This is a genomic window from Limnohabitans sp., from assembly GCF_044373035.1.
In the GTDB taxonomy this organism is placed as follows: Bacteria; Pseudomonadota; Gammaproteobacteria; order Burkholderiales; family Burkholderiaceae_C; genus Limnohabitans_A.
This window is the reverse complement of sequence record NZ_JBILQU010000001.1, coordinates 43645-64242: the sequence shown is the minus strand read 5'-3', so window position 1 is coordinate 64242 and position 20598 is coordinate 43645. Positions and strand designations below refer to the sequence as shown.

The window sequence follows — 20598 nt, the reverse complement described above, 5'->3', positions numbered from 1 at the left end:
CCCTTCAGCGTTGACGCTGCCCAGACACGTCGAGCGATGCCAGCCTGCATGTTTTGGGTTTCAACGCGGGGCCGACGGCCGGCCCGGAGGGTTGGTGGCTGCTGTGCCGCCCTGAGCCATCGCGTTGTTGCTTGAATTGGCGCCGCTGCTGCTGTTGGCAGGACTGGCGATGCTGTTGGCATTGCTCAGGTTGTTGGTGTTTTGATTCAAGGTGGTGTTGCCCGAAATGTTGCCGTAGTTCGCACTGCCCGCAATCACGCCATTGTTGGCCATGGGTTGCACCACGGGGGCGCGGGCGGCCGGGTTGGTCAGGGTCACGCTGCCGCTTTGAACTTCTTTGCCCGAGGACTCATAAAGTCGCGCCATCAATTCAGGGTTTCCGGCGATGTTGGCTTCAATGGCGCCCTCCAAAATGGAGGCGATTTCCTGCGTCAAGGCGCTGCCCAGCCAACTGGGGCTGTTGCCCTGAAGCGCGGACAACTGTGCCTTGGTGCAGCTGGGGGCATTCAATTGCAGCCACTTTTCTGCCAAAGCCGCACGCATATCCGGACTGTGGGTTTTCAAGGCCAAGGACTTGAAATGGGCCACAAAGCACCCTTTGGCTGGCGTCGCTTGGGCCAAGGCTAGATTTGAGTAAAGACCCAGCCCAGCAGTGGCTAAGCAAATACCGATAATTTTCAGCATGTCGTTGGTCTCGGAACGCGGTGGCTCGGGCCTGTCAGCAGGCCCGCGATGGAAGTCGTGTTGTGTGTATCGTCAGTTCAAGGCCAAGCTTGACACCACCAGACCATCATAGTGGAACGGGGCGGTTCAAGCCACCTTGAGCGCAAGCGGTTGAGGCTTGTGAAGATGGCGGCGTTTTTTCTTTGTCAATCCAGCGGCCGGAACCCCAGCACAATGAAGGGAGGAACTCGACCATCGGTGTCTTTGGGCAGAATTTCGGTTTTGTCGATGGCCCGAAGTACGGCATCGTCCCAGGCCTTGTTGCCGCTGGACTGCACGATACGGCGGCTGGTGATGGTGCCGTCGGCTGCCACACGCACTTCCACTTCGGCGCGCGGGTTTCCGACCACGTCGCCGGGGTAAGTGATGTTGGGTTTGATGCGGCCCACGAGGCGTCCCGCATAACTGGCCGAGGGACCTGACGATTTGAGCGCAGTTCCCGTGGCGTTCGGGCCGCCCGATGCCCCGGCCATGCCTTGCATGCGTTGCAGGTTTTCTTGGCGCATGGCTTGGGCGCTTGCATCGTCAGCCTTGTCCTGGGCCTCTTGGCGAGCTTGTTCCTGCTGGCGTATTTTTTCGTCGACCTTGGCTTTTTCAATGGTTTTTTTCTTTTCCAGTTCTTTCTTTTCTTGAGCGGTTTTTTCCTGCGCCGCCTTGTCCTTGGTGGCCTTTTCTTTGGCTGCTTTTAATTGCGCTGCCTTGTCCTCGGCCTCTTTTTTCTTCTTCTCAAGCGCCTTGCGCTGACGTTCAGCGGCTTCCTGCTTTTTCTTGTCTTCTTCCTTTTTCTTTTCGAGCGCAATTTGGGCATCGCGCAGGCTGTTGTCAGGCTTCGGTTCGGGCGCGGGCCGGGGAGGTGCCGGCTTCGGAGGAGGTTCGGGCTTGGGCTCGGGCTCGGGTGGCCGTGGCGCAGGTTCTTGCAGTTTGGGGGCTGCCGCTTGCGGCACAGCCGACCACAGCTCGGCTTCGGCTTGCACGGTCTGGGGCTGGGTTTTCCAAGCGGTGGCCAGGCCCAGCGCCAGGAACAAGGCCAGGTGCGCTGCAATGGCCACCACCCAAGCGCGGCCCATGCCCGGTGCAGCCGAGGGAGCGAACTCCAGATGGGGGGCGTGTTTGGCGCTCAAGGGGGTGACTTTCAGGGGGCCAGTTGCACCGACAGGCCCACACGGGCAATGCCCGCACGCTGCAGGCTGTCCATGACTTTGACCACGACTTCATACTTGACGCTGCGGTCCGCGCTGATGACCACAGCGGTGTTGGTGTCGTCGCCCACCAAGCGTTTGACACTGGCGGCGGCGCTGCCCAAAGTGGCGCTGTCGGTCTTGCCGTCGCTGACCAGTTCCAGTCGCTCGTCTTTTTGGATCACCACCTGGACCACTTTGTCGGGCTGCTTGGCGGCTTTGCCCACACTGGGCAAATCGACCATGCTGGGGGTGATCATGGGGGCGGTGACCATGAAGATGATCAGCAGCACCAGCATCACATCGATGAAGGGCACCATGTTGATCTCGGAGATGGTGCGGCGACCGCGGCTTCGGGAAGAGGGGGATGGCATGGCGCACTCCGATCAATAGCCAGAGGCCGAGCCGCTGCCGCCGGTCGAGCCCAGGCTGCGCTGCAGGATGTTGGAGAACTCTTCGATGAAAGTTTCAAGCTTGATGGCGATGCGATCAACATCGTGAGAAAACCGGTTGTAGGCCAGCACGGCGGGGATGGCGGCGAACAAGCCGATGGCGGTGGCCACCAGGGCTTCGGCAATGCCGGGAGCCACCACCGCCAGCGTGACTTGCTGCAAGCTGGCCAAGCCGGTGAAGGCGTGCATGATGCCCCACACCGTGCCAAACAAACCCACGTAAGGCGAGATGGAGCCGACCGACGCGAGGAAGGCGAGTTGCGATTCGGCCACGTCCATTTCGCGCTGAAAGCTCGCCCGCATGGCTCGGCGTGCGCCGTCGAGCAAAGTGCCAGCGTCACTGATGCGGCGTTCGCGCAGTTTTTGGTATTCGCGCATGCCGCTGGCAAAAATGCGCTCCATGGGGCCGGAGAGTTTGGCGTTCTGACTGGCGGCGTTGAACAGCTCGTTCAAACTGGTTCCGGACCAGAAGACGCGCTCAAACTCTTCGTTCAGGCTTTTGATGCGTTTGATGGCGGTGATTTTGCGCACAATGGCCGCCCAGCTGGACACCGAGATGCCGAGCAAAATCAGCACCACCAGCTGCACCACAAAACTGGCTTCCAGCAACAGCGAGACGATGGACATGTCTTGGTTCATTTCAGGGCTTCCAGAACAGGGGCCGGGATGCGGCCGGGTTTCAAGGTGGTGCTGTCGACCCAGCCCAGGCGGATGGTGCCTTCGGCCAACAGGCGGTCGTTTTGGTTGGGCGTGCGCAAGTAAGCGCGCTGGGCAATGCTCAGGCTGGCTTTGCCGCCGGTTTGCAACTCAGCGGTCACAACCAGGGTGTCGTCCAAGCGGGCAGGCGAGTGGTATTTGACGGCGGTTTCGCTCACGACAAACATGCCGCCCGAGGTGTCGCGCAATGCCTGCTGGCCAAAGCCTAAGGCGCGCAGCCATTCGGTGCGGGCGCGTTCAAAGAACTTGAGGTAGTTGGCATAAAACACAATACCGCCCGCGTCGGTGTCTTCCCAATAAATGCGGATGGGGTGCTCAAACGCTGAAGAGGCAAGGCTAGATGTGCTCATGGTTGCAACCAGGCTTTCAGGCGAGCGATGGCGGTTTGCAGCTCAGCCATGGAGTTGGCGGTGGAAAAGCGCACAAAGCGGGCGGTCTGGTCGGTGCCAAAGTCGCGCCCGGGCGTGATGGCCACATGGGTGTGTTCCAACGCGGCAAAGGCAAAGTCCCAGCTGTCTTTGAGGCCCAGCTTTTGGCAGGCGGCGGTGCAGTCGGCCCAGGCGTAAAACGCGCCATCGGGGGCGACGGGAACGGTCAGGCCCAGTTCGTTCAGTGCCGGGATGAAGTAATCGCGACGGGCTTTGAATTCGGCGCGGCGGCGCTCGTATTCGGCCAGGCTCTCGGGCTCAAAGCAGGCCAGAGCCGCTTGTTGCGACACGGTGCTGGCACAGATGAACAGGTTTTGCGCCAGGCGCTCGAGCACGGGCGTGAGCTGCTCTGGCACCACCAGCCAGCCCAGGCGCCAGCCGGTCATGTTGAAGTATTTGCTGAAGCTGTTGATGCTGATGACATCGTCGCCCAAGGCCAACGCGCTTTGGCCAAACTGCGCGTCGTGGCTCAAGCCCAGGTAGATCTCGTCGATCAGGGTGATGCCGCCATGGCTGCGCACAACATCGACAATGCGGGCCAGCTCGGCCGGGTCGATGGAGGTGCCCGTGGGGTTGGAGGGCGAGGCCAATAAAACGCCACGGGTTTGCGGCCTCCAAGCGGCGGCCACTTTGGCAGCACTCAATTGAAAGCGTTCTTCTGCGGTGGTGGGCACCAGCACGGCCGTGCCTTCGGCTGCGCTCACAAAGTGTCGGTTGCAGGGGTAGCTGGGGTCGGGCATGAGGATTTCGTCACCCCGGTCAATCAGGGCCAGACACGCCAGTTGCAGCGCCGCCGAAGCGCCCGCCGTGACCACGATCCGGCTGGCGGGCACCTGCACGCCAAAGCGCTGCGCGTACCAGCCGCTGATGGCTTGGCGCAAGGCGTCAAGGCCCAGCGCGGGTGTGTACTGAGTTTGGCCTGATTCGATCACCGCCAACGCGGCTTTTTGCACGCGGGTTGGGGCGGTGAAGTCGGGTTCGCCAATGTTCAGGAACACCACGGGACGGTCGGTGAGCGCGACCTCGCGGGCTTTTTGCGAGGCGGCTTTGGCCACTTCCATCACCCAAAAAGGTTCGATTCGCTCGGCTCGCTCAGAGATGCGCATGGTGTCTGGTGTATGGGTTTTATTTGGCGCGGCCAGATTGGCGGTCGGCTTGTACTTCGGCACTGCGCAATTCGGGGGCCAAGCCACCCAGCACGGCGTTCACGTACTTGTGGCCGTCGGTGCCACCAAAGTCTTTGGCCAGTTCAATGCATTCATTGAGCACCACGCGCCAGGGTACATCGAGGCAGTGCTGCATTTCATAAACGCCGATCCACATGATGGCGTGCTCGATGGGCGAGATTTCGGCAAATTTGCGATCGAGTTTGGGCGAAATCAGGGCATCCAAAGCCGCAGCTTGTTCGATGCAGCCGTAAAGCAGGGCGTCGTAATGGGCCGAGTCGGCTTTGTGGAAACCCGACAGATCGCGGGTGAACACGTCGATGTCGGACGCTTCGTTTCGGCCCACGATGAACTGGTAAAGCGCTTGCAGTGCAAACTCACGCGAGCGGCTGCGTGCAGGTTTCGCTGAGGATTTGCGCGTGCCGGCAGCGGCAGGTGGTGAGCCTTCGTTGGCGGTTTCGGGCATGCTGGTCGAGTCGGTCATCAGGCTTGTTTTTCTTCGTCGGTGTCGTCTGGCAAATCGGCCATGTCGGCGGCCAGGTCGTCCATGATGCAGGCCATTTCAACCGCCACGCGGGCTGCGTCTCGGCCTTTTTCGGTCTGGCGGGCGATGGCTTGGTCGAGGTTCTCGGTGGTTAAGATGGCGTTGGCAATGGGCAGGTTGTAGTCGAGGGACACGCGGCTGACACCGGCGCCGGACTCGTTCGCCACCAATTCAAAGTGGTAAGTCTCGCCACGGATGATGCAACCCAGCGCAATCAAGGCGTCGTATTCGGCCCGCTCGGCCATGGCTTGCAAAGCGACAGGCAATTCCAAGGCTCCGGGCACCATGACGTGGTCAATGCTGCTCACACCCAGCGCTTCAAGCTCGGCAATACAAGCCTTGGCCAAGGCATTGGTGATGTCTTCGTTGAAGCGGGCTTGGACGATGCCGATGTGCAGAAACTGGCCGTCAAGTTCTTCGGCTTGGCCTTTGTTGGCGTCTTGCATGTTCATTCCTTGGAGATGTAAGCAGTGATTTCGAGGCCGTAGCCGGTCATGCTGGGCATGCGGCGCGGGTTGCCCATGAGGCGCATTTTGTTCACGCCGCATTCGCGCAGGATTTGCGCGCCCACGCCGTAGGTGCGCAAGTCCATCTTGCCGCGCTCAGGGGCTTGGGCCGAACGGGCACGGCCTTCAAACTGGGCCAGCAGTTGGTCTGGTGATTCGCCGCAGTTGAGCAGCACGGCAACACCGCAGCCTTGGGCGTTGATGTATTTCAAGCTTGCGTCCAGGCTCCAGGAATGCATGGCCCGGTTGACTTCAAGGGCGTCAAGCACCGACAGCGGCTCGTGCACGCGCACAGCCACTTCCGATTCGGGCAACCATTGGCCTTTGACCAAGGCCAGGTGCACGGTTTGGCTGGGTTGGTCGCGAAAAGCGTGGGCGGTGAATTCGCCATGGGCCGTTTGCAGCGTGCGGCTGCCAATCCGCTCGACCAGCGACTCGTTGCGGCTGCGGTATTGAATCAGGTCAGCGATGGTGCCTATCTTCAAGCCATGTTCGGCTGCGAAAATTTGCAAATCGGGCAGGCGGGCCATGGTGCCGTCGTCCTTCATGATCTCGCAGATCACGGACGATGCGCTGCAGCCGGCCATGGCGGCCAGGTCGCAACCGGCTTCGGTGTGGCCTGCACGCATGAGCACGCCGCCGTCAACGGCTTGCAGCGGGAAGATGTGACCGGGTTGCACCAGGTCGGTGGGATGGCTGGCCTTGGCCACTGCCACTTGCACCGTCTTGGCCCGGTCAGCGGCCGAGATGCCGGTGGTCACACCTTCCGCAGCTTCGATGGACACGGTGAAGGCCGTGCTGTAGACGGTGCCGTTGCGCGCCGCCATGGGCGGCAACTTCAAAAATTCGCAGCGCTCGCGGGTGAGCGTGAGGCAAATCAGGCCACGGCCAAAACGGGCCATGAAGTTGATGGCTTCGGGCGTGACATGGTCAGATGCCAAGACCAGATCGCCTTCGTTTTCACGGTCTTCTTCGTCAACCAGGATCACGATGCGACCGGCTTTCATCTCGGCCACGATCTCTTCGACGGGCGAGATCGCCACGGGGGTCAGTTTCTCGGGGGCGTTCATGCGGTGTCTTTCTGGGTCAGGCCTGCGCTGAGCATGCGCTCTACGTAGCGGGCCACGGTGTCGATTTCGAGGTTGACCCGGCTGCCCGCTTTGAGGCTGCCAAGGGCGGTGTTGTCCACGGTGTGGGGGATCAGGTTGATGCTGATTTCGCAGCCATCGGCCAGATCGGCCACTCGGTTGACCGTGAGGCTCACACCGTTGACGGTGATCGAGCCTTTGTAAGCCAGGTATTTGGCCAGCATGTGCGGTGCCAAGACGCGCAACTCCCAGCTTTCGCCGATTTGCTCGAAGTGACTGATGTGTCCCACGCCGTCGACGTGGCCCGACACGATGTGCCCACCCAGTCGGTCGTGGGCACGCAGCGCTTTTTCGAGGTTGACGGTGCCTTCTTGGTCAAGGCCGCTGGTTTTGTCCAGAGATTCGGCCGAAATGTCGATGGTGAACTGTTGGCTTTCGGGGCTGAAGGTGGTGACGGTCATGCAAGCGCCGTTCAAGGCGATGCTGTCGCCCAAGCCCACATCGTCAAGGTACCCGGCAGGCGCCTCGATGGTGAGGCGCTTGCCGTGGTGTAAAGAGCGACCCAGGTCGTGGATGGCGACGATTCGCCCCACGCCGGTGATGATTCCGGTGAACATAGTTGACTATTTTCGCAGGTAAAGAGGGTAAATCGGCTGGCGACGCAACAAAAATGCACGCAGTCTTGTGTGTTTGGCGTTGGCTCCACCCCCGAAAAGCTCAGGGTTAACCAAGGCGACAAGCTCCAAAGTGTGCGCCTAAAATGGTGCATTGCAGCAGATTTTTCATGGGCTGCCTGTCACCAGGAGTTTTCTTTGCCCGCCAAATCTCCCGTTCAATCGTCCCAACTCACGAAGACCGCCCGGTCTGAGAAGACGGCCAGCAGGCCCGAACCGCCACCCTCGGTGGCTCGCACCATCAAAAAATACCCGAACCGCCGCCTGTACGACACGCAGACGTCCAGTTACGTGACCTTGTCCGAGCTTAAAAAACTGGTCATGGCCTCAGAGCCCTTGTTGGTGGTCGATGCCAAAACCGGCGAAGACCTGACGCGTTCCATTTTGTTGCAAATCATTTTGGAGGAGGAGTCTGCGGGTGTGCCGATGTTCAGCGAAGCGGTGTTGTCCAATATCATCCGTTTCTATGGCCATGCCATGCAGGTACACATGGGTTCCTATCTGGAAAACCATGTCCAGTCCTTCATGGACTGGCAAAGCAAATTGGGCCAATCCAGCCCGACCCTCAGCCCGGAGGTTTGGACGCAGTTCATGGCGTGGCAGACGCCGCTGCTGCACAACATGTTTTCAGGACTTGCCGATCCCTCCCAAACCGTCATGGCGCAAATGCAAGAGCAGGTGCAAAAACAGATTCAGAAAAATGCCGATCAGTTTTTGGGCGCGATGGGTTTGAAGACATAAGAAGGGCAATATGCCGTTTTGTCACAGCCTGGTCGTTTTTGCGGGGACAATGGGGGGATGAGTGAAATGACCGCAACTGCCCGCCTCCCGACCCCTAAAGTGGGTTTTGTCAGCCTGGGTTGCCCCAAAGCGCTGACCGATTCCGAGCTGATCCTGACGCAACTGAGCGCCGAGGGTTACCAAACCTCCAAAACCTTTGAAGGCGCTGACCTCGTCATCGTCAACACCTGTGGGTTCATTGACGAAGCCATCAAGGAAAGCCTAGACACCATTGCAGAGGCCCTGAGCGAAAACGGCAAGGTCATCGTGACCGGTTGCCTGGGGGCTAAAACGGGCGAAGGCGGCGGCAACATGGTACTGGAAATGCACCCCAGCGTGCTGGCGGTGACCGGGCCGCATGCCACGCAAGAGGTGATGGATGCGGTGCACACGCATTTGCCCAAGCCCCACGACCCGTTTCTCGATTTGGTGCCGGGTGGTTTTGGCGAGGCGGGCCTCAAGCTCACACCTCGACACTATGCGTACCTGAAAATCAGCGAAGGCTGCAACCACCGCTGCACGTTTTGCATCATTCCCTCCATGCGTGGCGATTTGGTGTCGCGCCCGATTGGTGATGTGCTGAAAGAAGCCAAAGCCTTGTTTGCAGGCGGTGTGAAAGAGCTGCTGGTCATCAGCCAAGACACCTCGGCCTATGGGGTGGATGTGAAATACCGCACGGGTTTTTGGGACGGCAAGCCGGTCAAAACCCGCATGCTCGAGTTGGTGCAGGCATTGGGCGAGATGGCCCGCGAGCACGATGCTTGGGTGCGTTTGCACTATGTTTACCCGTACCCGAGCGTGGACGACATCATTCCCTTGATGGCGCAGGGCCTGGTGTTGCCTTATCTGGACGTGCCTTTTCAACACAGTCACCCCGATGTGCTCAAGCGCATGAAGCGCCCGGCCAGCGGCGAGAAGAACCTGGAGCGCATCCAGCACTGGCGCGAACTGTGCCCCGAGCTGGTGATTCGCAGCACCTTCATCGCGGGATTCCCGGGCGAGACCGAAGAAGAATTCGAGCACCTGTTGGGCTTTTTGCGTGAAGCGCAAATCGATCGCGCAGGTTGCTTTGCCTACAGCCCCGTGAAAGGGGCCACGGCCAATGATTTGCCGGGCATGTTGCCCGAAGCGTTGCGTGAAGAACGCCGAGCCCGCTTCATGGCGGTGGCCGAAGAGGTGTCGATTACCCGCTTGCACCAGCGCGTGGGTTCCACCATGCAGGTCTTGGTGGACAATGCGCCGGCCATGGGCCGTCGTGGTGGCGTGGGCCGAAGTTTTGGTGATGCGCCCGAGATCGATGGCGTCGTGCGCTTGCTGCCGCCTGAAAAGCTGAGCAAGACCCTCAAAGTGGGTGAGTTCACTCGGGCCCGCATCGTGGGCGTGGAAGGCCACGATTTGGTGGGGGTTCCCGTTTGATGTGGCTCGGCGGCATGCAGTGCATCCTTTTGGCTGTCGGCGTGCACCGCGCTGTGAGTGGTTTTGCAGCGGGCAACAAAAAAGCCGTTGATCAAAAATCAACGGCTTGCTGTGTGTGTAACTTATCGTGTTGGATAAGATTGGTGCCCAGAAGAGGACTCGAACCTCCACGATGTTACTCGCTAGTACCTGAAACTAGTGCGTCTACCAATTCCGCCATCTGGGCGCCTCAGGAATCTAAGGATTGTATATCAAAAAAGTAGCTCAACCCAGTGCGATGCTGGAAGAAATTGTTGGCAGTGTTCAAGGCCACCGTGATGGTCATGGATTTTTAATCCGTGATGATGGTGAGTCGGACATTTACCTGTCGTCCAACGAAATGCGTGCGGTCTTGCACCGCGACCGCGTCAAGGTATGCATCGTGCGTCAGGACCGCAAAGGTCGCCCGGAAGGGCGTGTGGTCGAGATTGTCGAACGCCCTGAGCAACCGATCATTGGTCGTTTGCTGCACGAAGGCGGTTTGTGGTTGGTGGCGCCTGAAGACAAGCGTTACGGCCAGGACGTGATGATCCCCAAAGGTGCCACAGGCACAGCCAAGCCGGGCCAGGTGGTGGTGGTGGAGTTGACCGAGCCGCCCGCCTTGTTTGGGCAGCCCGTGGGCCGCGTGAAAGAGGTGTTGGGCGAAATCGACGATCCGGGTATGGAGATCGAAATCGCTGTGCGCAAATACAGCGTGCCGCACGAATTTTCTGCCCTGTGCGTTGACCAAGCCAAGGGATTGCCCGACAAGGTGCTGGCCAAGGACCGCAAGGACCGGGTGGATTTGCGTGATGTGCCTTTGGTCACGATCGATGGCGAAGACGCGCGTGACTTTGACGATGCGGTGTATTGCGAACCGGCCAAAGTCGGCCGCGGCAAGGGCTGGCGTTTGCTGGTGGCAATTGCCGATGTGAGTCACTACGTTCAAACCGGCAGCGCCATCGACATCGACGCTTATGACCGCGCCACCAGCGTGTATTTTCCGCGCCGTGTGATTCCGATGCTGCCCGAGAAATTGTCGAACGGCTTGTGCTCGTTGAACCCCGATGTGGACCGTTTGTGCATGGTGTGTGACATGCTGGTCACCGCCAAGGGCGATGTGAACGCCTACCAGTTTTACCCGGCCGTGATGCACAGCCATGCGCGTTTCACTTACACCGAAGTGGCCGCCATTTTGGGCAACACGCGCGGGCCAGAAGCGGCCAAGCGCAAGGAGCGCGTCACCGACCTGATGAACCTGCAGGACGTGTACAAAGCCTTGTTGGCTTCGCGTGCGGTGCGCGGTGCCGTGGACTTTGAGACCACCGAAACACAAATCGTGTGCGACGAGAGCGGTCGCATTGAGAAAATTGTGCCACGTGTGCGCAACGAAGCGCACCGCCTGATCGAAGAGGCCATGCTGGCAGCCAACGTGTGCAGCGCCGACTTCATACAGCAGGGAAAGCACCCGGGCTTGTTTCGCGTGCATGAAGGCCCCACAGCCGAGAAAAAAGACATCTTGCGCAATTACCTGAAGGCCTTGGGCTTGGGCATGAGCATCAGCGACGACCCGCACACCAGCGAGTTCCAGAAGATTGCGCAAGCGACCAAGGACCGTCCGGATGCGCAGCAGATCCACACCATGCTGCTGCGCTCCATGCAGCAGGCCATTTATACGCCCGTCAACAGCGGGCACTTTGGCCTGGCCTACGAGGCTTACACCCACTTCACCAGCCCGATCCGGCGTTACCCGGATTTGCTGGTGCACCGGGTCATCAAGGCGATTTTGCTGGGCCGCAAATACACGCTGCCCAGCTTGCCTGTGCCAGGTGAGGCGCATGCCAAGCTGAGCAAACGGCTGGAGAAAAGCCGCGCGGCCAAGGGCGATGCGTCCGAGTCGTCTGCGCCACGGGTGCGCATGTCGGCCGCCGATCAACGGGCTTGGGAGGCTGCGGGCCTGCATTGCAGCGCCAACGAACGCCGCGCCGATGAAGCCAGCCGCGATGTCGAAGCTTGGCTCAAGTGCAAATACATGCGCGAGCACTTGGGCGAGGAATACAGCGGCGTGGTGTCGGCGGCCACCAGCTTCGGCATCTTCGTGACTTTGGACACTTTGTATGTGGAAGGCCTGGTGCACATCACCGAGCTGGGGGGCGAGTACTACCGCTTTGACGAGTTGCGCCAGGAGTTGCGCGGTGAGCGCACCGGCATTCGATATGCCATTGGCAGCAGGGTGCAGGTGCAGGTCAGCCGGGTGGATTTGGATGGCCGGAAAATTGACTTCCGCTTGGTGCATCCCGGTGACGATCTGGTGCCGCGGGCCATGCGCGATAAGGGCTTGACTGCACCGGCTGAAGGCGGGCGCGACAAAAAGCGTGGCGCTCAAGATCGCCGTCTCGCCGATGCTGAGCGCAACAGGTCTCCAATTCAGGCCCTCAAAGCCTCGGTGAAAAAAGCTGCCGCCAAGAAAAAAGGGCCCCGCAGCACCAAGCCGCGCCGCTGAGGCGCGGCTTTTATTCAGCGCAGGTGCTGCGCCAAGGCGCTGGCGGTCAGTGGCAATTCATCTGGCCAGTCATTGGCCAGCTGACCGTGCTGCGCCACCGCGCAGCAGGCGGCTTCGAATGGCCCCAAGCCTTGTGCCATGCGGGCGCCGACCAAGCCCGCCAGCACATCGCCTGTGCCGCCAGTGGCCAGCCTGCCATTGCCCGAGGTGTTGATGCGGCTGGTCTGTCCGGGTGCCGCGATCACTGTGCCTGAACCCTTGAGCACCACGGTGCAGTGAAACAAAGCGGCCAAATTTTGCGCGGCTTGAAGTCGGTTGCTTTGCACCTGAGCAGTGCTGGTTCTCAAAAGCCGTGCCGCCTCCAGCGGGTGAGGGGTGATGACGGTGGGTTTCAATTTTGCCCTTTGGCGCAGCAAATTTTGAAGTGTGGGATCGTCTGCCACCGCGTTCAAACCATCGGCGTCCAGCACCAATTGCGCGCTGTGCTGGAGCACCTCGGGCATGTGTGCACGGATGGCTTCGCCGCCCCCGCAACCGCAGACCACATGCAGCTGCGCCAGCTCCAGCCGCTGCCAGTCCCGTTGCATCAGGTCGGGCGGCGCATGCTCTGTGGCTTGTCCTGAGAGCAAGCTCAAAATCACGCGACCCGCGCCGGCATACAGTGCGGCGGTGGCGGCCAACACGGCGGCCCCGGTCATGCCCATACCCCTCAAGGCCATGGGCTCACCGCCGATCACCGCCACATCGCCATGACTGCCTTTGTGGCTGGCGTGGCTTTTGAGGGGGGGTGCGTCAGCCGCATTCAGCCAGGCTTGTGGCGGCACATCGCTGACATTTGCCCGGTGGCCCAAGTCGTCCAGCCAGATCTGGCCGCAAGCGTCGCGACCATGGCCCATGAACAGACCGGGCTTGGCGGCAATGAAGGTCAGCGTGTGGTCGGCGCGCACCGCCACCGTTTGGGCATCGGAGCTGCCCAGCCATTGCCCGTTTTCCAGGTTCAGACCTGTGGGGCCGTCGAGCGACAGCACCGGGCCGGGAAACTTTTGGATGGCCTGCACGCAGGCTTGCATTTCAGGGCTGAGTGCCCGGTTGGCCCCCAGGCCCAGCAGTGCGTCAATGCACAAATCATGGTCATCCATGTTCTTTGGCCAAGCCTGAGGTGCGGCAGATTGGAGGGCGACACCTGCAGCGCTGGCCCGTTGCCAGGCCATGAGGGCATCGGGCGGCGTATGTGCCGTTGAGCCCATCCAACTGACGAGAACCTGCTTGCCCCATTGGTGCAAGTGCAAGGCGGCTTCCAGGCCATCACCCCCGTTGTTGCCGGGACCAGCGGCGACCCAGATGCGCCGGGCATGAGGGGCGATGGCCATGGCCAGTTGCGCAGCGGCCAGGCCCGCCAGTTGCATCAAAGGTTGAGGGCTACCGGACTGCAAACGGGTTTCAAGCTGACGCAGCGCATCTGGCCCATACATTGGCCACAAGGACGAGCTGCACAGCTTTTGCATGGTTCAGTGCTTTTGCAACAAGGGTTCGAGCAACAAGGCCAGTTGCAAGATGGTGTCGTCGTGCATGGCAGCATGCCAAGCCATCAGGCCCACCGGCAAAGTGCCAGGCGCATGGCAGGGCAGGGAAATGCCGCAACCATCCAGGGTGTTGACCGCGCTGGTGTTGCGCAGCAGCAGGCCGTTGATGCGGAAGAACTCGGCATCGCGTTCAGCGCCCGGCGCCACATCGCTGATTTTGGGACCGGTGATGGGGGTGGTGGGTGAGAGCACGGCGTCGTAACCCACCAGAGCAGCTTCCACGCGGCGAATCCATTGCCGACGTGCCTGCACCAAATCCATGTACTCGTGGGCTTTCATGCCGGAGCCGCGCATCAGGCGCTGCAGGACGCGGGGGTCGTAGCGGGCACTGTCCCGGTCGAGCCATTCGCGGTGCCAGGCATAGCCCTCGGCCGGACTGAAGCCGCCGGTGCCCATCATGGGGGCCAACTCGTTCAACTCGTTAAAGGCGATCTCATCGATGCGCGCCCCCGCAGCGCGCAGCGTGTTCAGGCTGTGCTCGAAAGCACGCGACACGGTCGCGTCCATGCCGTCTTGCATCAAGCTCTTGGCCACCGCCAAGCGGTAGCCGGATAGGGGCCGTTGCCCCCTGGGAACGTGTCTGGCAGAAAGCACTTCGTGGGCCAAAATCGCGTCTCGCACGGAGCGCGTCATGGCGCACACGGTGTCAAGCGTTGTGGACAGGGGCAGGGCACCTTGGGTGGGCACCAGGCGGGCGGTGTTCTTGAATCCAACGATGCCATTCAAGGCGGCGGGCACCCGGATGGAGCCGCCCGTGTCCGAGCCCAGACCGATGAAGGCTGCACCCGTGGCCACCGACACGGCCGCGCCCGAGCTGGAGCCGCCGGGCGCATGGGGCTGCCCGGTGGTGCCGACGGCTTGGTCGTACAGTCCGTCCCAAGCGGCAGGGGTGCCGTGATGCGGGTTTATGCCCACGCCCGAAAAGGCGAATTCAACCATGTTCGTGCGCCCGATCAGACCCGCACCTGCGGCCCGCAAACGCGCCACGGCCAGGCAGTCCGTAACAGCCGGGGGTTGATTTTTCAGGACGATGGAGCCTGCTTGGGTGATCTGCCCTTGGACGTCAAACAGGTCCTTGATGGACACCGCGAGGCCCGCGAGCGGGCTTTGACCCACTTGCGGATGGCTGGCTATGCGCTGCAACGCCTCGGGCGTCAGTTGCATGAAGGCATGGTTGCAGGTTGAGCTTTGCGCCACGGCCAGGCAGGCTTGGGCGGCTGCTTGGACGGTTGTGGATCCAGTCTGGATGGCTTGCCGGGTGGCGATCAGGTCAGCTTTCATGGGGTTAGGGGCGCTTTGGCAGAGTCAGGATGCTATAATCCTAAGGCTTTGCAGAGCGCGGCAGCTGTCTTTTGAGCGTCATGGCCAACATGAAGCCAAATCAGTGATTTCACGCACAAGCAAAGCACATCCGCGAATCCGTCCCAACAAGGTGTTGCGCGCAGTTTTTTTGGCTGTACGCGATGAGTGGACTGGATTTTAGACAAAACCTTTGGAGTATTTTTATGTCCGTTACCATGCGCGAAATGCTGGAAGCCGGTGTCCACTTTGGTCACCAAACCCGTTTCTGGAACCCCAAGATGGCCCCTTTCATCTTCGGTCACCGCAACAAAATTCACATCATCAACCTGGAAAAATCGCTGCCGATGTTCCAGGACGCGATCAAGTTCGCCAAGCAACTGTCGGCCAACCGTGGCACCATTTTGATGGTGGGAACCAAGCGCCAGGCACGTGATCTGGTGTCGGCTGAAGCCCAGCGCGCAGGCGTTCCATTCGTTGACCAGCGCTGGTTGGGCGGCATGTTGACCAACTTCAAAACCGTCAAGACCTCGATCAAGCGTCTTAAAGACATGAAGGCTCAGCAAGAAGTCGGCCTCGACAGCTTGAGCAAAAAAGAGCAGTTGATGTTCAAACGCGAGATGGAAAAGCTCGAAAAAGACATCGGTGGCATCCAGGACATGGCTGCTTTGCCTGATGCGATTTTCGTGATCGACGTCGGTTACCACAAAATCGCCATCTCGGAAGCCAAAAAATTGGGCATCCCATTGATCGGTGTGGTGGACTCCAACCACTCGCCAGAAGGCATCGACTACATCATCCCCGGTAACGACGACTCGGCCAAGGCTGTGGCTTTGTACGCCCGCGGCATCGCTGACGCCATCATCGAAGGCCGCGCCAATGCGGTCAACGACGTGGTCAAGGCCGTCACCGAAGGCAATGACGAATTCGTCGAAGAAGCCAACGCTTCGGCCTGAGTTCCTGCGACTCGATGAAAGGGGCTTCGTGGCCCCTTTTTTTTAATTTGACTTGAAGACTGAATACGGAGAAATCAAATGGCTGTAATTACCGCAAGCATGGTTGCCGAACTGCGCGCAAAAACCGATGCCCCCATGATGGAGTGCAAAAAAGCATTGACTGAAGCCGAAGGCGACATGGCCAAAGCCGAAGAGTTGTTGCGCGTCAAATTGGGCACCAAGGCTGGCAAGGCCGCCTCGCGCGTCACCGCCGAAGGCGTGGTGACCAGTTTCGTGAGTGGCTCCACAGGCGCCATGATCGAAGTCAACTGCGAAACTGACTTCGTGACCAAAAACGACAGCTTCTTGGCTTTGGCCAATGCCGCTGCCAAATTGGTGGCCGAGCACAACCCTGTTGACCTTGCCGCCTTGGGCGCATTGCCTTACAGCCAGGACAGTTTCGGCCCCACCTTGGAAGAAGTTCGCAAAGGTCTGATCGGCAAGATCGGCGAGAACATGAGCTTCCGTCGCTTCAAGCGCGCCGCCAGTGGTGCCAAGATCGCCAATTACCTGCACGGCACCCGCATTGGCGTGTTGGTGGAGTACGAAGGTGACGAAACCGCCGCCAAAGACGTTGCCATGCATGTGGCCGCCATGAAGCCTGTGTCTTTGACCAGCGCCGAAGTGCCTGCCGATTTGATCGAAAAAGAGCGTTCGGTGGCTGCCGCTAAAGCAGCTGAATCCGGCAAGCCTGCGGACATCGTGACCAAAATGGTCGAAGGCTCTGTACAGAAATACTTGAAAGAAGTTTCTTTGTTCAACCAGTCTTTCGTGAAGAACGACAAGCAGACGGTTGAGCAAATGCTCAAGGCCTCAGGCACCACAGTCAAGGCATTCACCTTGTTCGTGGTGGGTGAGGGCATCGAGAAGAAGGTTGACGACTTCGCAGCCGAAGTGGCTGCCCAAGTGGCTGCTGCTCAAGGCGCAGCCTGATTTCAAGGCCCGTCAGATTTGCCAAACCATCGCCCACATTGAACCCCAAGGAGCCCCTCATGTCTCTAGCCAAACCAGCCTATAAGCGCATTTTGCTCAAGCTGTCCGGCGAGGCCTTGATGGGGGACGATGCCTTTGGCATCAACCGCGCCACCATCGTGCGCATGGCCGAAGAAATTGCCGAGATCAACCGTCTGGGCGTTCAGGTTGCTGTGGTTATTGGTGGCGGCAACATTTTCCGGGGGGTGGCGGGGGGAGCCGTGGGTATGGACCGCGCCACAGCCGATTACATGGGCATGCTGGCCACCGTCATGAACTCCTTGGCTCTGGCCGATGCGCTGGACAAAGCAGGCTTGACGGCACGCGTCATGTCCGCGATCGGCATCGACCAAGTGGTCGAGCCTTATGTTCGCCCCAAAGCCTTGCAATACCTGGAAGAGGGCAAGGTGGTGGTGTTTGCAGCAGGCACCGGCAACCCATTTTTCACCACCGACACGGCCGCTGCTTTGCGCGGCGCCGAAATCGGTGCCGAGATGGTGCTCAAGGCCACCAAAGTCGATGGTGTTTACACAGCGGATCCGAAAAAAGACCCCTCTGCCACGCGTTACAGTGAAATCAGCTTCGACGAGGCCATTTCACGCAATTTGGGCATCATGGATGCCACGGCTTTTGCCCTGTGTCGCGACCAGAAATTGCCGATCAAGGTGTTTTCGATCATCAAAAATGGTGCCCTGATGCGTGTGGTGCTGGGTGAAGACGAAGGCACTCTGGTTTATGCTTGACACCGTTCTGACGAGGAGAACCCCATGACCATTGCAGACATCAAGAAAACAACTGAAACCAAAATGGACCAGTCCATTGCGGCATTCAAAAACAATTTGACCAAGATTCGCACCGGGCGTGCCAATCCGGCCTTGCTCGACACCATCCATGTCGATTACTACGGCTCCATGGTGCCCTTGTCCCAAGTGGCCAATGTGTCCTTGATGGACTCGCGCACCATCAGCGTCCAGCCCTGGGAAAAAGGCATGGGTGCCAAAATCGAAAAGGCCATCCGCGAGAGCGAACTGGGCTTGAACCCCGCATCCATGGGTGATTTGATCCGTGTGCCCATGCCCCCGATGAGCGAAGAGCGCCGCAAGGAAATGACCAAACTGGCCCGCATCGAAGGCGAGAACAGCAAGATCGCGATCCGCAATTTGCGCCGCGATGCCAATGAATCGGTCAAAAAACTGGTCAAGGACAAAGAAGCTTCCGAGGACGATCAAAAGCGTGCCGAAGCAGACACGCAAAAATTGACCGATAAGCGCATGACAGAGATCGATCAGTTGGTGACAGCCAAGGAACAAGAGATCATGGCGGTTTGAGTTTGAATCCCAAGCCGTGGCATTGCACGGCCTGACGGGCCGCCCATAGGCGGCCTTTTTTTCAGGAGAATCCGTGCTCAAACAACGCGTCATCACTGCCCTGGCCCTGCTTGCCTTGCTGCTGCCTGCCTTGTTTGCGCCCCTTTCCTGGCCCTTCAAGGTGCTGACGCTGGTTCTGATCGCTGCAGGGGCTTGGGAGTGGGGGCGGCTCAATGGCGTGAAGCCTGTGGAAGCTTGGCTTGGGTCCGTTGTATGTGTTTTCGTTTGTGCGATGTCAACTTTGGCCGGTTGGTTGGAATCCACCCCGCCACTGCTTTGGCTTTTGGCCGGATCCAGTTGGGTCTTGTTGGGCGCCTGGATGATCCAACGAGGCGTGTCTGCTTGGGCGCTTTGGCCTCGATCTGTGCGTTGGTGGACGGGTTTGTTTTTGCTGGCCTTGGCTTGGTTGGCTTTGGCCCAAGCCCATCAGCGCGGCGTGAACTTTTTGTTGTCGGTGTTGGTCTTGGTCTGGGCGGCCGATGTGTTCGCCTTTTTCTTTGGACGTGCCTTGGGCGGGCGGATCTTTGCTGTCAAGTTGGCTCCCACGATCAGTCCCGGAAAAAGTTGGGAAGGTGTGTTCGGCGGCGTGATGGGGGTCTTTGCGGTGTCATGGCTCTGGACCATTTTTGACCAGACCCAGGCCCCAAGCTCAACCAGTTTTTTCACACTGTTGTGGGCCCGGGGCATTGGGGTGGCCGTGCCTGCTTTGCTTTTCATGTCGGCCATGAGCGTGGTCGGTGATTTGGTGGAGTCCTTGGTCAAGCGCAGCGCGGGCATGAAAGACAGCTCGGGCTTGTTGCCCGGCCATGGTGGCGTGCTCGACCGTGTAGACGCCTTGTTGCCGACTTTGCCCATGGCCATGATGCTTGTGGCGTGGATTTGATGTGGAGAACTCTGGCATGAACAAACAACAGTGCATCACGATCTTGGGCTCAACAGGCTCCATTGGCACGAGCACGCTCGATGTGCTCAGTCGCCATCCTGCGCAATACCGCATCCACGCACTTACCGCCTCGAGTCAGGTGGATCTGATGCTGGCCCAGTGTGCGCGATTCAAGCCCGAAGTGGCGGTGATGGTGCAAGAGTCCGCAGGCCGCCAGCTGGCAGAACGGGTGCAGGCTGAAGGCTTGCCCGTTCAAGTGCTTTGGGGCGCTGCAGCCTTGGACGAAGTGGCGGCTGCCCCGCAGGTCGATGCCGTGATGGCCGCGATTGTGGGCGCGGCGGGTTTGTCGCCCTGCATCTCAGCCGCTCGCGCCGGCAAACGCTTGATGCTGGCCAACAAAGAGGCTTTGGTGGTGGGCGGTGAGGTTTTCATGCGGGCCGTGCGTGATGGCGGGGCTTTGCTGCTGCCGATTGACAGCGAGCACTCGGCCATTTTCCAGTCCCTGCCCGAGGACCCTTCGAGCTGGCAGCGGCGCGTTCAAAAGATCATTCTCACGGCCTCGGGCGGTCCGTTTCGCACCCGCGACCCCCGCACATTCAGTGATGTCACGCCCGAGCAGGCCTGCGCACATCCCAATTGGGTCATGGGTCGGAAAATTTCCGTGGATTCGGCCACCATGATGAACAAGGCCCTGGAGGTGATCGAGGCGCATTATTTGTTTGGCCTCTTGCCCGATCAGTTGGAGGTGGTCATTCACCCCCAAAGCGTCATCCATTCCATGGTGCAGTACCGCGACCATTCGGTGGTGGCGCAGCTGGGAACGCCCGACATGCGCGTGCCGATTGCCTTTGGCCTGAGTTGGCCAGAGCGCATCGAGTCAGGTGCTGCAGCGCTGGACTTTCATGCCCTAGCTGCCATGACTTTCGAAGCCATGGATGAGCCAGAGCATGTGCTGCGTTTTCCCGGTTTGCGCTTGGCATGGGAGACCTTGCGTGGTGCACCGGGCAGCTGTGCCATTTTGAACGCGGCCAACGAAGTGGCTGTGGAGGCCTTTTTGAACAAGCGTATCCGCTTTGACCAAATCCATGAACTCAACCGCGCTACCCTAGACAGTTTGGTGTGTAATCCCCCCGAGTGTCTGGACGACTTGTTGACCCTGGATTCGCGCAGTCGCCAAGAGGCTGAAAGAAACCTGTCCCGCCTTTCATGAAAGAACAAATGTGTAGGGACGTGTGGAATGGACCTAGGTCTGTACTGATGTATTATCTTTTGATGCTTTTGGCCTGTTTTAATTGACAAGTCAAAA

General features: G+C 59.7%; 21 protein-coding genes and 1 tRNA gene. 9 read left to right on the top strand and 13 right to left on the bottom strand.

What is annotated here, in order from left to right:
- Positions 1-60 precede the first annotated feature (60 nt).
- The 10 genes from ACIQ47_RS00305 to ACIQ47_RS00260 form a co-directional block, all read right to left on the bottom strand.
- Entirely contained in the window at positions 61-564 is a 504-nt protein-coding gene (locus ACIQ47_RS00305; RefSeq protein WP_396436273.1) for a hypothetical protein, read from the bottom strand.
- A gap of 305 nt (positions 565-869) precedes the next feature.
- Positions 870-1844 carry a cell envelope integrity protein TolA gene (gene tolA / locus ACIQ47_RS00300; protein WP_396436272.1) on the bottom strand — a complete coding sequence of 325 codons (975 nt, stop codon included), beginning with the start codon at positions 1842-1844 and terminating at the stop codon, positions 870-872.
- 11 nt (positions 1845-1855) lie between these two features.
- Positions 1856-2275 carry a biopolymer transporter ExbD gene (locus tag ACIQ47_RS00295; protein WP_396436271.1) on the bottom strand — a complete coding sequence of 140 codons (420 nt, stop codon included), beginning with the start codon at positions 2273-2275 and terminating at the stop codon, positions 1856-1858.
- A gap of 12 nt (positions 2276-2287) precedes the next feature.
- Positions 2288-2992: a protein TolQ gene (gene tolQ / locus ACIQ47_RS00290; protein WP_396436270.1), complete on the bottom strand. Its 705-nt coding sequence runs from the start codon at positions 2990-2992 to the stop codon at positions 2288-2290.
- Positions 2989-3420 (bottom strand): YbgC/FadM family acyl-CoA thioesterase, encoded by a 432-nt coding sequence (locus tag ACIQ47_RS00285; RefSeq protein WP_296292026.1) that lies wholly within the window; start codon positions 3418-3420, stop codon positions 2989-2991. The genes tolQ and ACIQ47_RS00285 overlap by 4 nt, the downstream gene beginning before the upstream one ends.
- Positions 3417-4604: a pyridoxal phosphate-dependent aminotransferase gene (locus tag ACIQ47_RS00280; protein ID WP_396436269.1), complete on the bottom strand. Its 1188-nt coding sequence runs from the start codon at positions 4602-4604 to the stop codon at positions 3417-3419. The genes ACIQ47_RS00285 and ACIQ47_RS00280 overlap by 4 nt, the downstream gene beginning before the upstream one ends.
- A gap of 19 nt (positions 4605-4623) precedes the next feature.
- Positions 4624-5148, bottom strand: a complete 525-nt coding sequence (gene nusB / locus ACIQ47_RS00275; protein WP_396429289.1) for a transcription antitermination factor NusB — start codon at positions 5146-5148, stop codon at positions 4624-4626.
- A complete protein-coding gene (gene ribH / locus ACIQ47_RS00270; RefSeq protein ID WP_396429288.1) occupies positions 5148-5654 on the bottom strand; it encodes a 6,7-dimethyl-8-ribityllumazine synthase in 507 nt (168 codons plus the stop codon). The genes nusB and ribH overlap by 1 nt, the downstream gene beginning before the upstream one ends.
- Before the next feature lie 2 nt (positions 5655-5656).
- Positions 5657-6784 carry a bifunctional 3,4-dihydroxy-2-butanone-4-phosphate synthase/GTP cyclohydrolase II gene (gene ribBA / locus ACIQ47_RS00265; protein ID WP_396436268.1) on the bottom strand — a complete coding sequence of 376 codons (1128 nt, stop codon included), beginning with the start codon at positions 6782-6784 and terminating at the stop codon, positions 5657-5659.
- On the bottom strand, positions 6781-7419 hold the full coding sequence (locus ACIQ47_RS00260) for a riboflavin synthase (RefSeq protein ID WP_396436267.1): 639 nt from the start codon (positions 7417-7419) through the stop codon (positions 6781-6783). The genes ribBA and ACIQ47_RS00260 overlap by 4 nt, the downstream gene beginning before the upstream one ends.
- A gap of 195 nt (positions 7420-7614) precedes the next feature.
- Between ACIQ47_RS00260 and phaR the strand changes: the two genes are divergently transcribed.
- Entirely contained in the window at positions 7615-8217 is a 603-nt protein-coding gene (phaR, locus tag ACIQ47_RS00255) for a polyhydroxyalkanoate synthesis repressor PhaR (protein ID WP_396429286.1), read from the top strand.
- Between the two features lie 57 nt (positions 8218-8274).
- Positions 8275-9672 (top strand): 30S ribosomal protein S12 methylthiotransferase RimO, encoded by a 1398-nt coding sequence (gene rimO / locus ACIQ47_RS00250; RefSeq protein WP_396436266.1) that lies wholly within the window; start codon positions 8275-8277, stop codon positions 9670-9672.
- 141 nt (positions 9673-9813) lie between these two features.
- Here rimO and ACIQ47_RS00245 read toward each other — a convergent pair.
- Positions 9814-9898, bottom strand: a tRNA-Leu gene (locus tag ACIQ47_RS00245).
- A 51-nt stretch (positions 9899-9949) separates the two neighbouring features.
- Here ACIQ47_RS00245 and rnr point away from each other — a divergent pair.
- The gene (gene rnr / locus ACIQ47_RS00240) at positions 9950-12193 is read left to right on the top strand and encodes a ribonuclease R (protein ID WP_396429301.1); all 2244 of its coding nucleotides are present in this window, start codon (positions 9950-9952) and stop codon (positions 12191-12193) included.
- A 14-nt stretch (positions 12194-12207) separates the two neighbouring features.
- Here the strand turns inward: rnr and ACIQ47_RS00235 are convergent, their stop codons facing one another.
- Positions 12208-13698 carry an NAD(P)H-hydrate dehydratase gene (locus tag ACIQ47_RS00235; RefSeq protein ID WP_396436265.1) on the bottom strand — a complete coding sequence of 497 codons (1491 nt, stop codon included), beginning with the start codon at positions 13696-13698 and terminating at the stop codon, positions 12208-12210.
- A 3-nt stretch (positions 13699-13701) separates the two neighbouring features.
- The gene (locus ACIQ47_RS00230; RefSeq protein ID WP_396436264.1) at positions 13702-15057 is read right to left on the bottom strand and encodes an amidase; all 1356 of its coding nucleotides are present in this window, start codon (positions 15055-15057) and stop codon (positions 13702-13704) included.
- Between the two features lie 224 nt (positions 15058-15281).
- On the opposite strand from ACIQ47_RS00230, the gene rpsB reads away from it, so the two are divergent.
- From rpsB to ACIQ47_RS00200, 6 genes are all read left to right on the top strand, one after another.
- Positions 15282-16031 carry a 30S ribosomal protein S2 gene (gene rpsB, locus ACIQ47_RS00225; protein WP_108353812.1) on the top strand — a complete coding sequence of 250 codons (750 nt, stop codon included), beginning with the start codon at positions 15282-15284 and terminating at the stop codon, positions 16029-16031.
- Positions 16032-16109: 78 nt separating this feature from the next.
- Positions 16110-17003: a translation elongation factor Ts gene (gene tsf, locus ACIQ47_RS00220; protein ID WP_396436263.1), complete on the top strand. Its 894-nt coding sequence runs from the start codon at positions 16110-16112 to the stop codon at positions 17001-17003.
- A 59-nt stretch (positions 17004-17062) separates the two neighbouring features.
- Positions 17063-17785 (top strand): UMP kinase, encoded by a 723-nt coding sequence (gene pyrH / locus ACIQ47_RS00215; RefSeq protein ID WP_396436262.1) that lies wholly within the window; start codon positions 17063-17065, stop codon positions 17783-17785.
- Between the two features lie 24 nt (positions 17786-17809).
- Positions 17810-18370: a ribosome recycling factor gene (gene frr / locus ACIQ47_RS00210; RefSeq protein WP_396436261.1), complete on the top strand. Its 561-nt coding sequence runs from the start codon at positions 17810-17812 to the stop codon at positions 18368-18370.
- A gap of 73 nt (positions 18371-18443) precedes the next feature.
- The gene (locus tag ACIQ47_RS00205) at positions 18444-19292 is read left to right on the top strand and encodes a phosphatidate cytidylyltransferase (RefSeq protein WP_396436260.1); all 849 of its coding nucleotides are present in this window, start codon (positions 18444-18446) and stop codon (positions 19290-19292) included.
- A gap of 16 nt (positions 19293-19308) precedes the next feature.
- Complete coding sequence (locus ACIQ47_RS00200) at positions 19309-20502, top strand: 1-deoxy-D-xylulose-5-phosphate reductoisomerase (protein ID WP_396436259.1); 1194 nt, start codon at positions 19309-19311, stop codon at positions 20500-20502.
- Positions 20503-20598: the final 96 nt, after the last annotated feature.

What these genes read in the sequence shown, in the direction of transcription:
- ACIQ47_RS00295 (WP_396436271.1), bottom strand. Translation starts at nt 2,275, where the DNA reads ATGCCATCCCCCTCTTCCCGAAGCCGCGGTCGCCGCACCATCTCCGAG.
- tolQ (WP_396436270.1), bottom strand. Translation starts at nt 2,992, where the DNA reads ATGAACCAAGACATGTCCATCGTCTCGCTGTTGCTGGAAGCCAGTTTT.
- ACIQ47_RS00285 (WP_296292026.1), bottom strand. Translation starts at nt 3,420, where the DNA reads ATGAGCACATCTAGCCTTGCCTCTTCAGCGTTTGAGCACCCCATCCGC.
- ACIQ47_RS00280 (WP_396436269.1), bottom strand. Translation starts at nt 4,604, where the DNA reads ATGCGCATCTCTGAGCGAGCCGAGCGAATCGAACCTTTTTGGGTGATG.
- nusB (WP_396429289.1), bottom strand. Translation starts at nt 5,148, where the DNA reads ATGACCGACTCGACCAGCATGCCCGAAACCGCCAACGAAGGCTCACCA.
- ribH (WP_396429288.1), bottom strand. Translation starts at nt 5,654, where the DNA reads ATGCAAGACGCCAACAAAGGCCAAGCCGAAGAACTTGACGGCCAGTTT.
- ribBA (WP_396436268.1), bottom strand. Translation starts at nt 6,784, where the DNA reads ATGAACGCCCCCGAGAAACTGACCCCCGTGGCGATCTCGCCCGTCGAA.
- ACIQ47_RS00260 (WP_396436267.1), bottom strand. Translation starts at nt 7,419, where the DNA reads ATGTTCACCGGAATCATCACCGGCGTGGGGCGAATCGTCGCCATCCAC.
- rimO (WP_396436266.1), top strand. Translation starts at nt 8,275, where the DNA reads ATGAGTGAAATGACCGCAACTGCCCGCCTCCCGACCCCTAAAGTGGGT.
- rnr (WP_396429301.1), top strand. Translation starts at nt 9,950, where the DNA reads ATGCTGGAAGAAATTGTTGGCAGTGTTCAAGGCCACCGTGATGGTCAT.
- ACIQ47_RS00235 (WP_396436265.1), bottom strand. Translation starts at nt 13,698, where the DNA reads ATGCAAAAGCTGTGCAGCTCGTCCTTGTGGCCAATGTATGGGCCAGAT.
- ACIQ47_RS00230 (WP_396436264.1), bottom strand. Translation starts at nt 15,057, where the DNA reads ATGAAAGCTGACCTGATCGCCACCCGGCAAGCCATCCAGACTGGATCC.
- rpsB (WP_108353812.1), top strand. Translation starts at nt 15,282, where the DNA reads ATGTCCGTTACCATGCGCGAAATGCTGGAAGCCGGTGTCCACTTTGGT.
- tsf (WP_396436263.1), top strand. Translation starts at nt 16,110, where the DNA reads ATGGCTGTAATTACCGCAAGCATGGTTGCCGAACTGCGCGCAAAAACC.
- pyrH (WP_396436262.1), top strand. Translation starts at nt 17,063, where the DNA reads ATGTCTCTAGCCAAACCAGCCTATAAGCGCATTTTGCTCAAGCTGTCC.
- frr (WP_396436261.1), top strand. Translation starts at nt 17,810, where the DNA reads ATGACCATTGCAGACATCAAGAAAACAACTGAAACCAAAATGGACCAG.
- ACIQ47_RS00200 (WP_396436259.1), top strand. Translation starts at nt 19,309, where the DNA reads ATGAACAAACAACAGTGCATCACGATCTTGGGCTCAACAGGCTCCATT.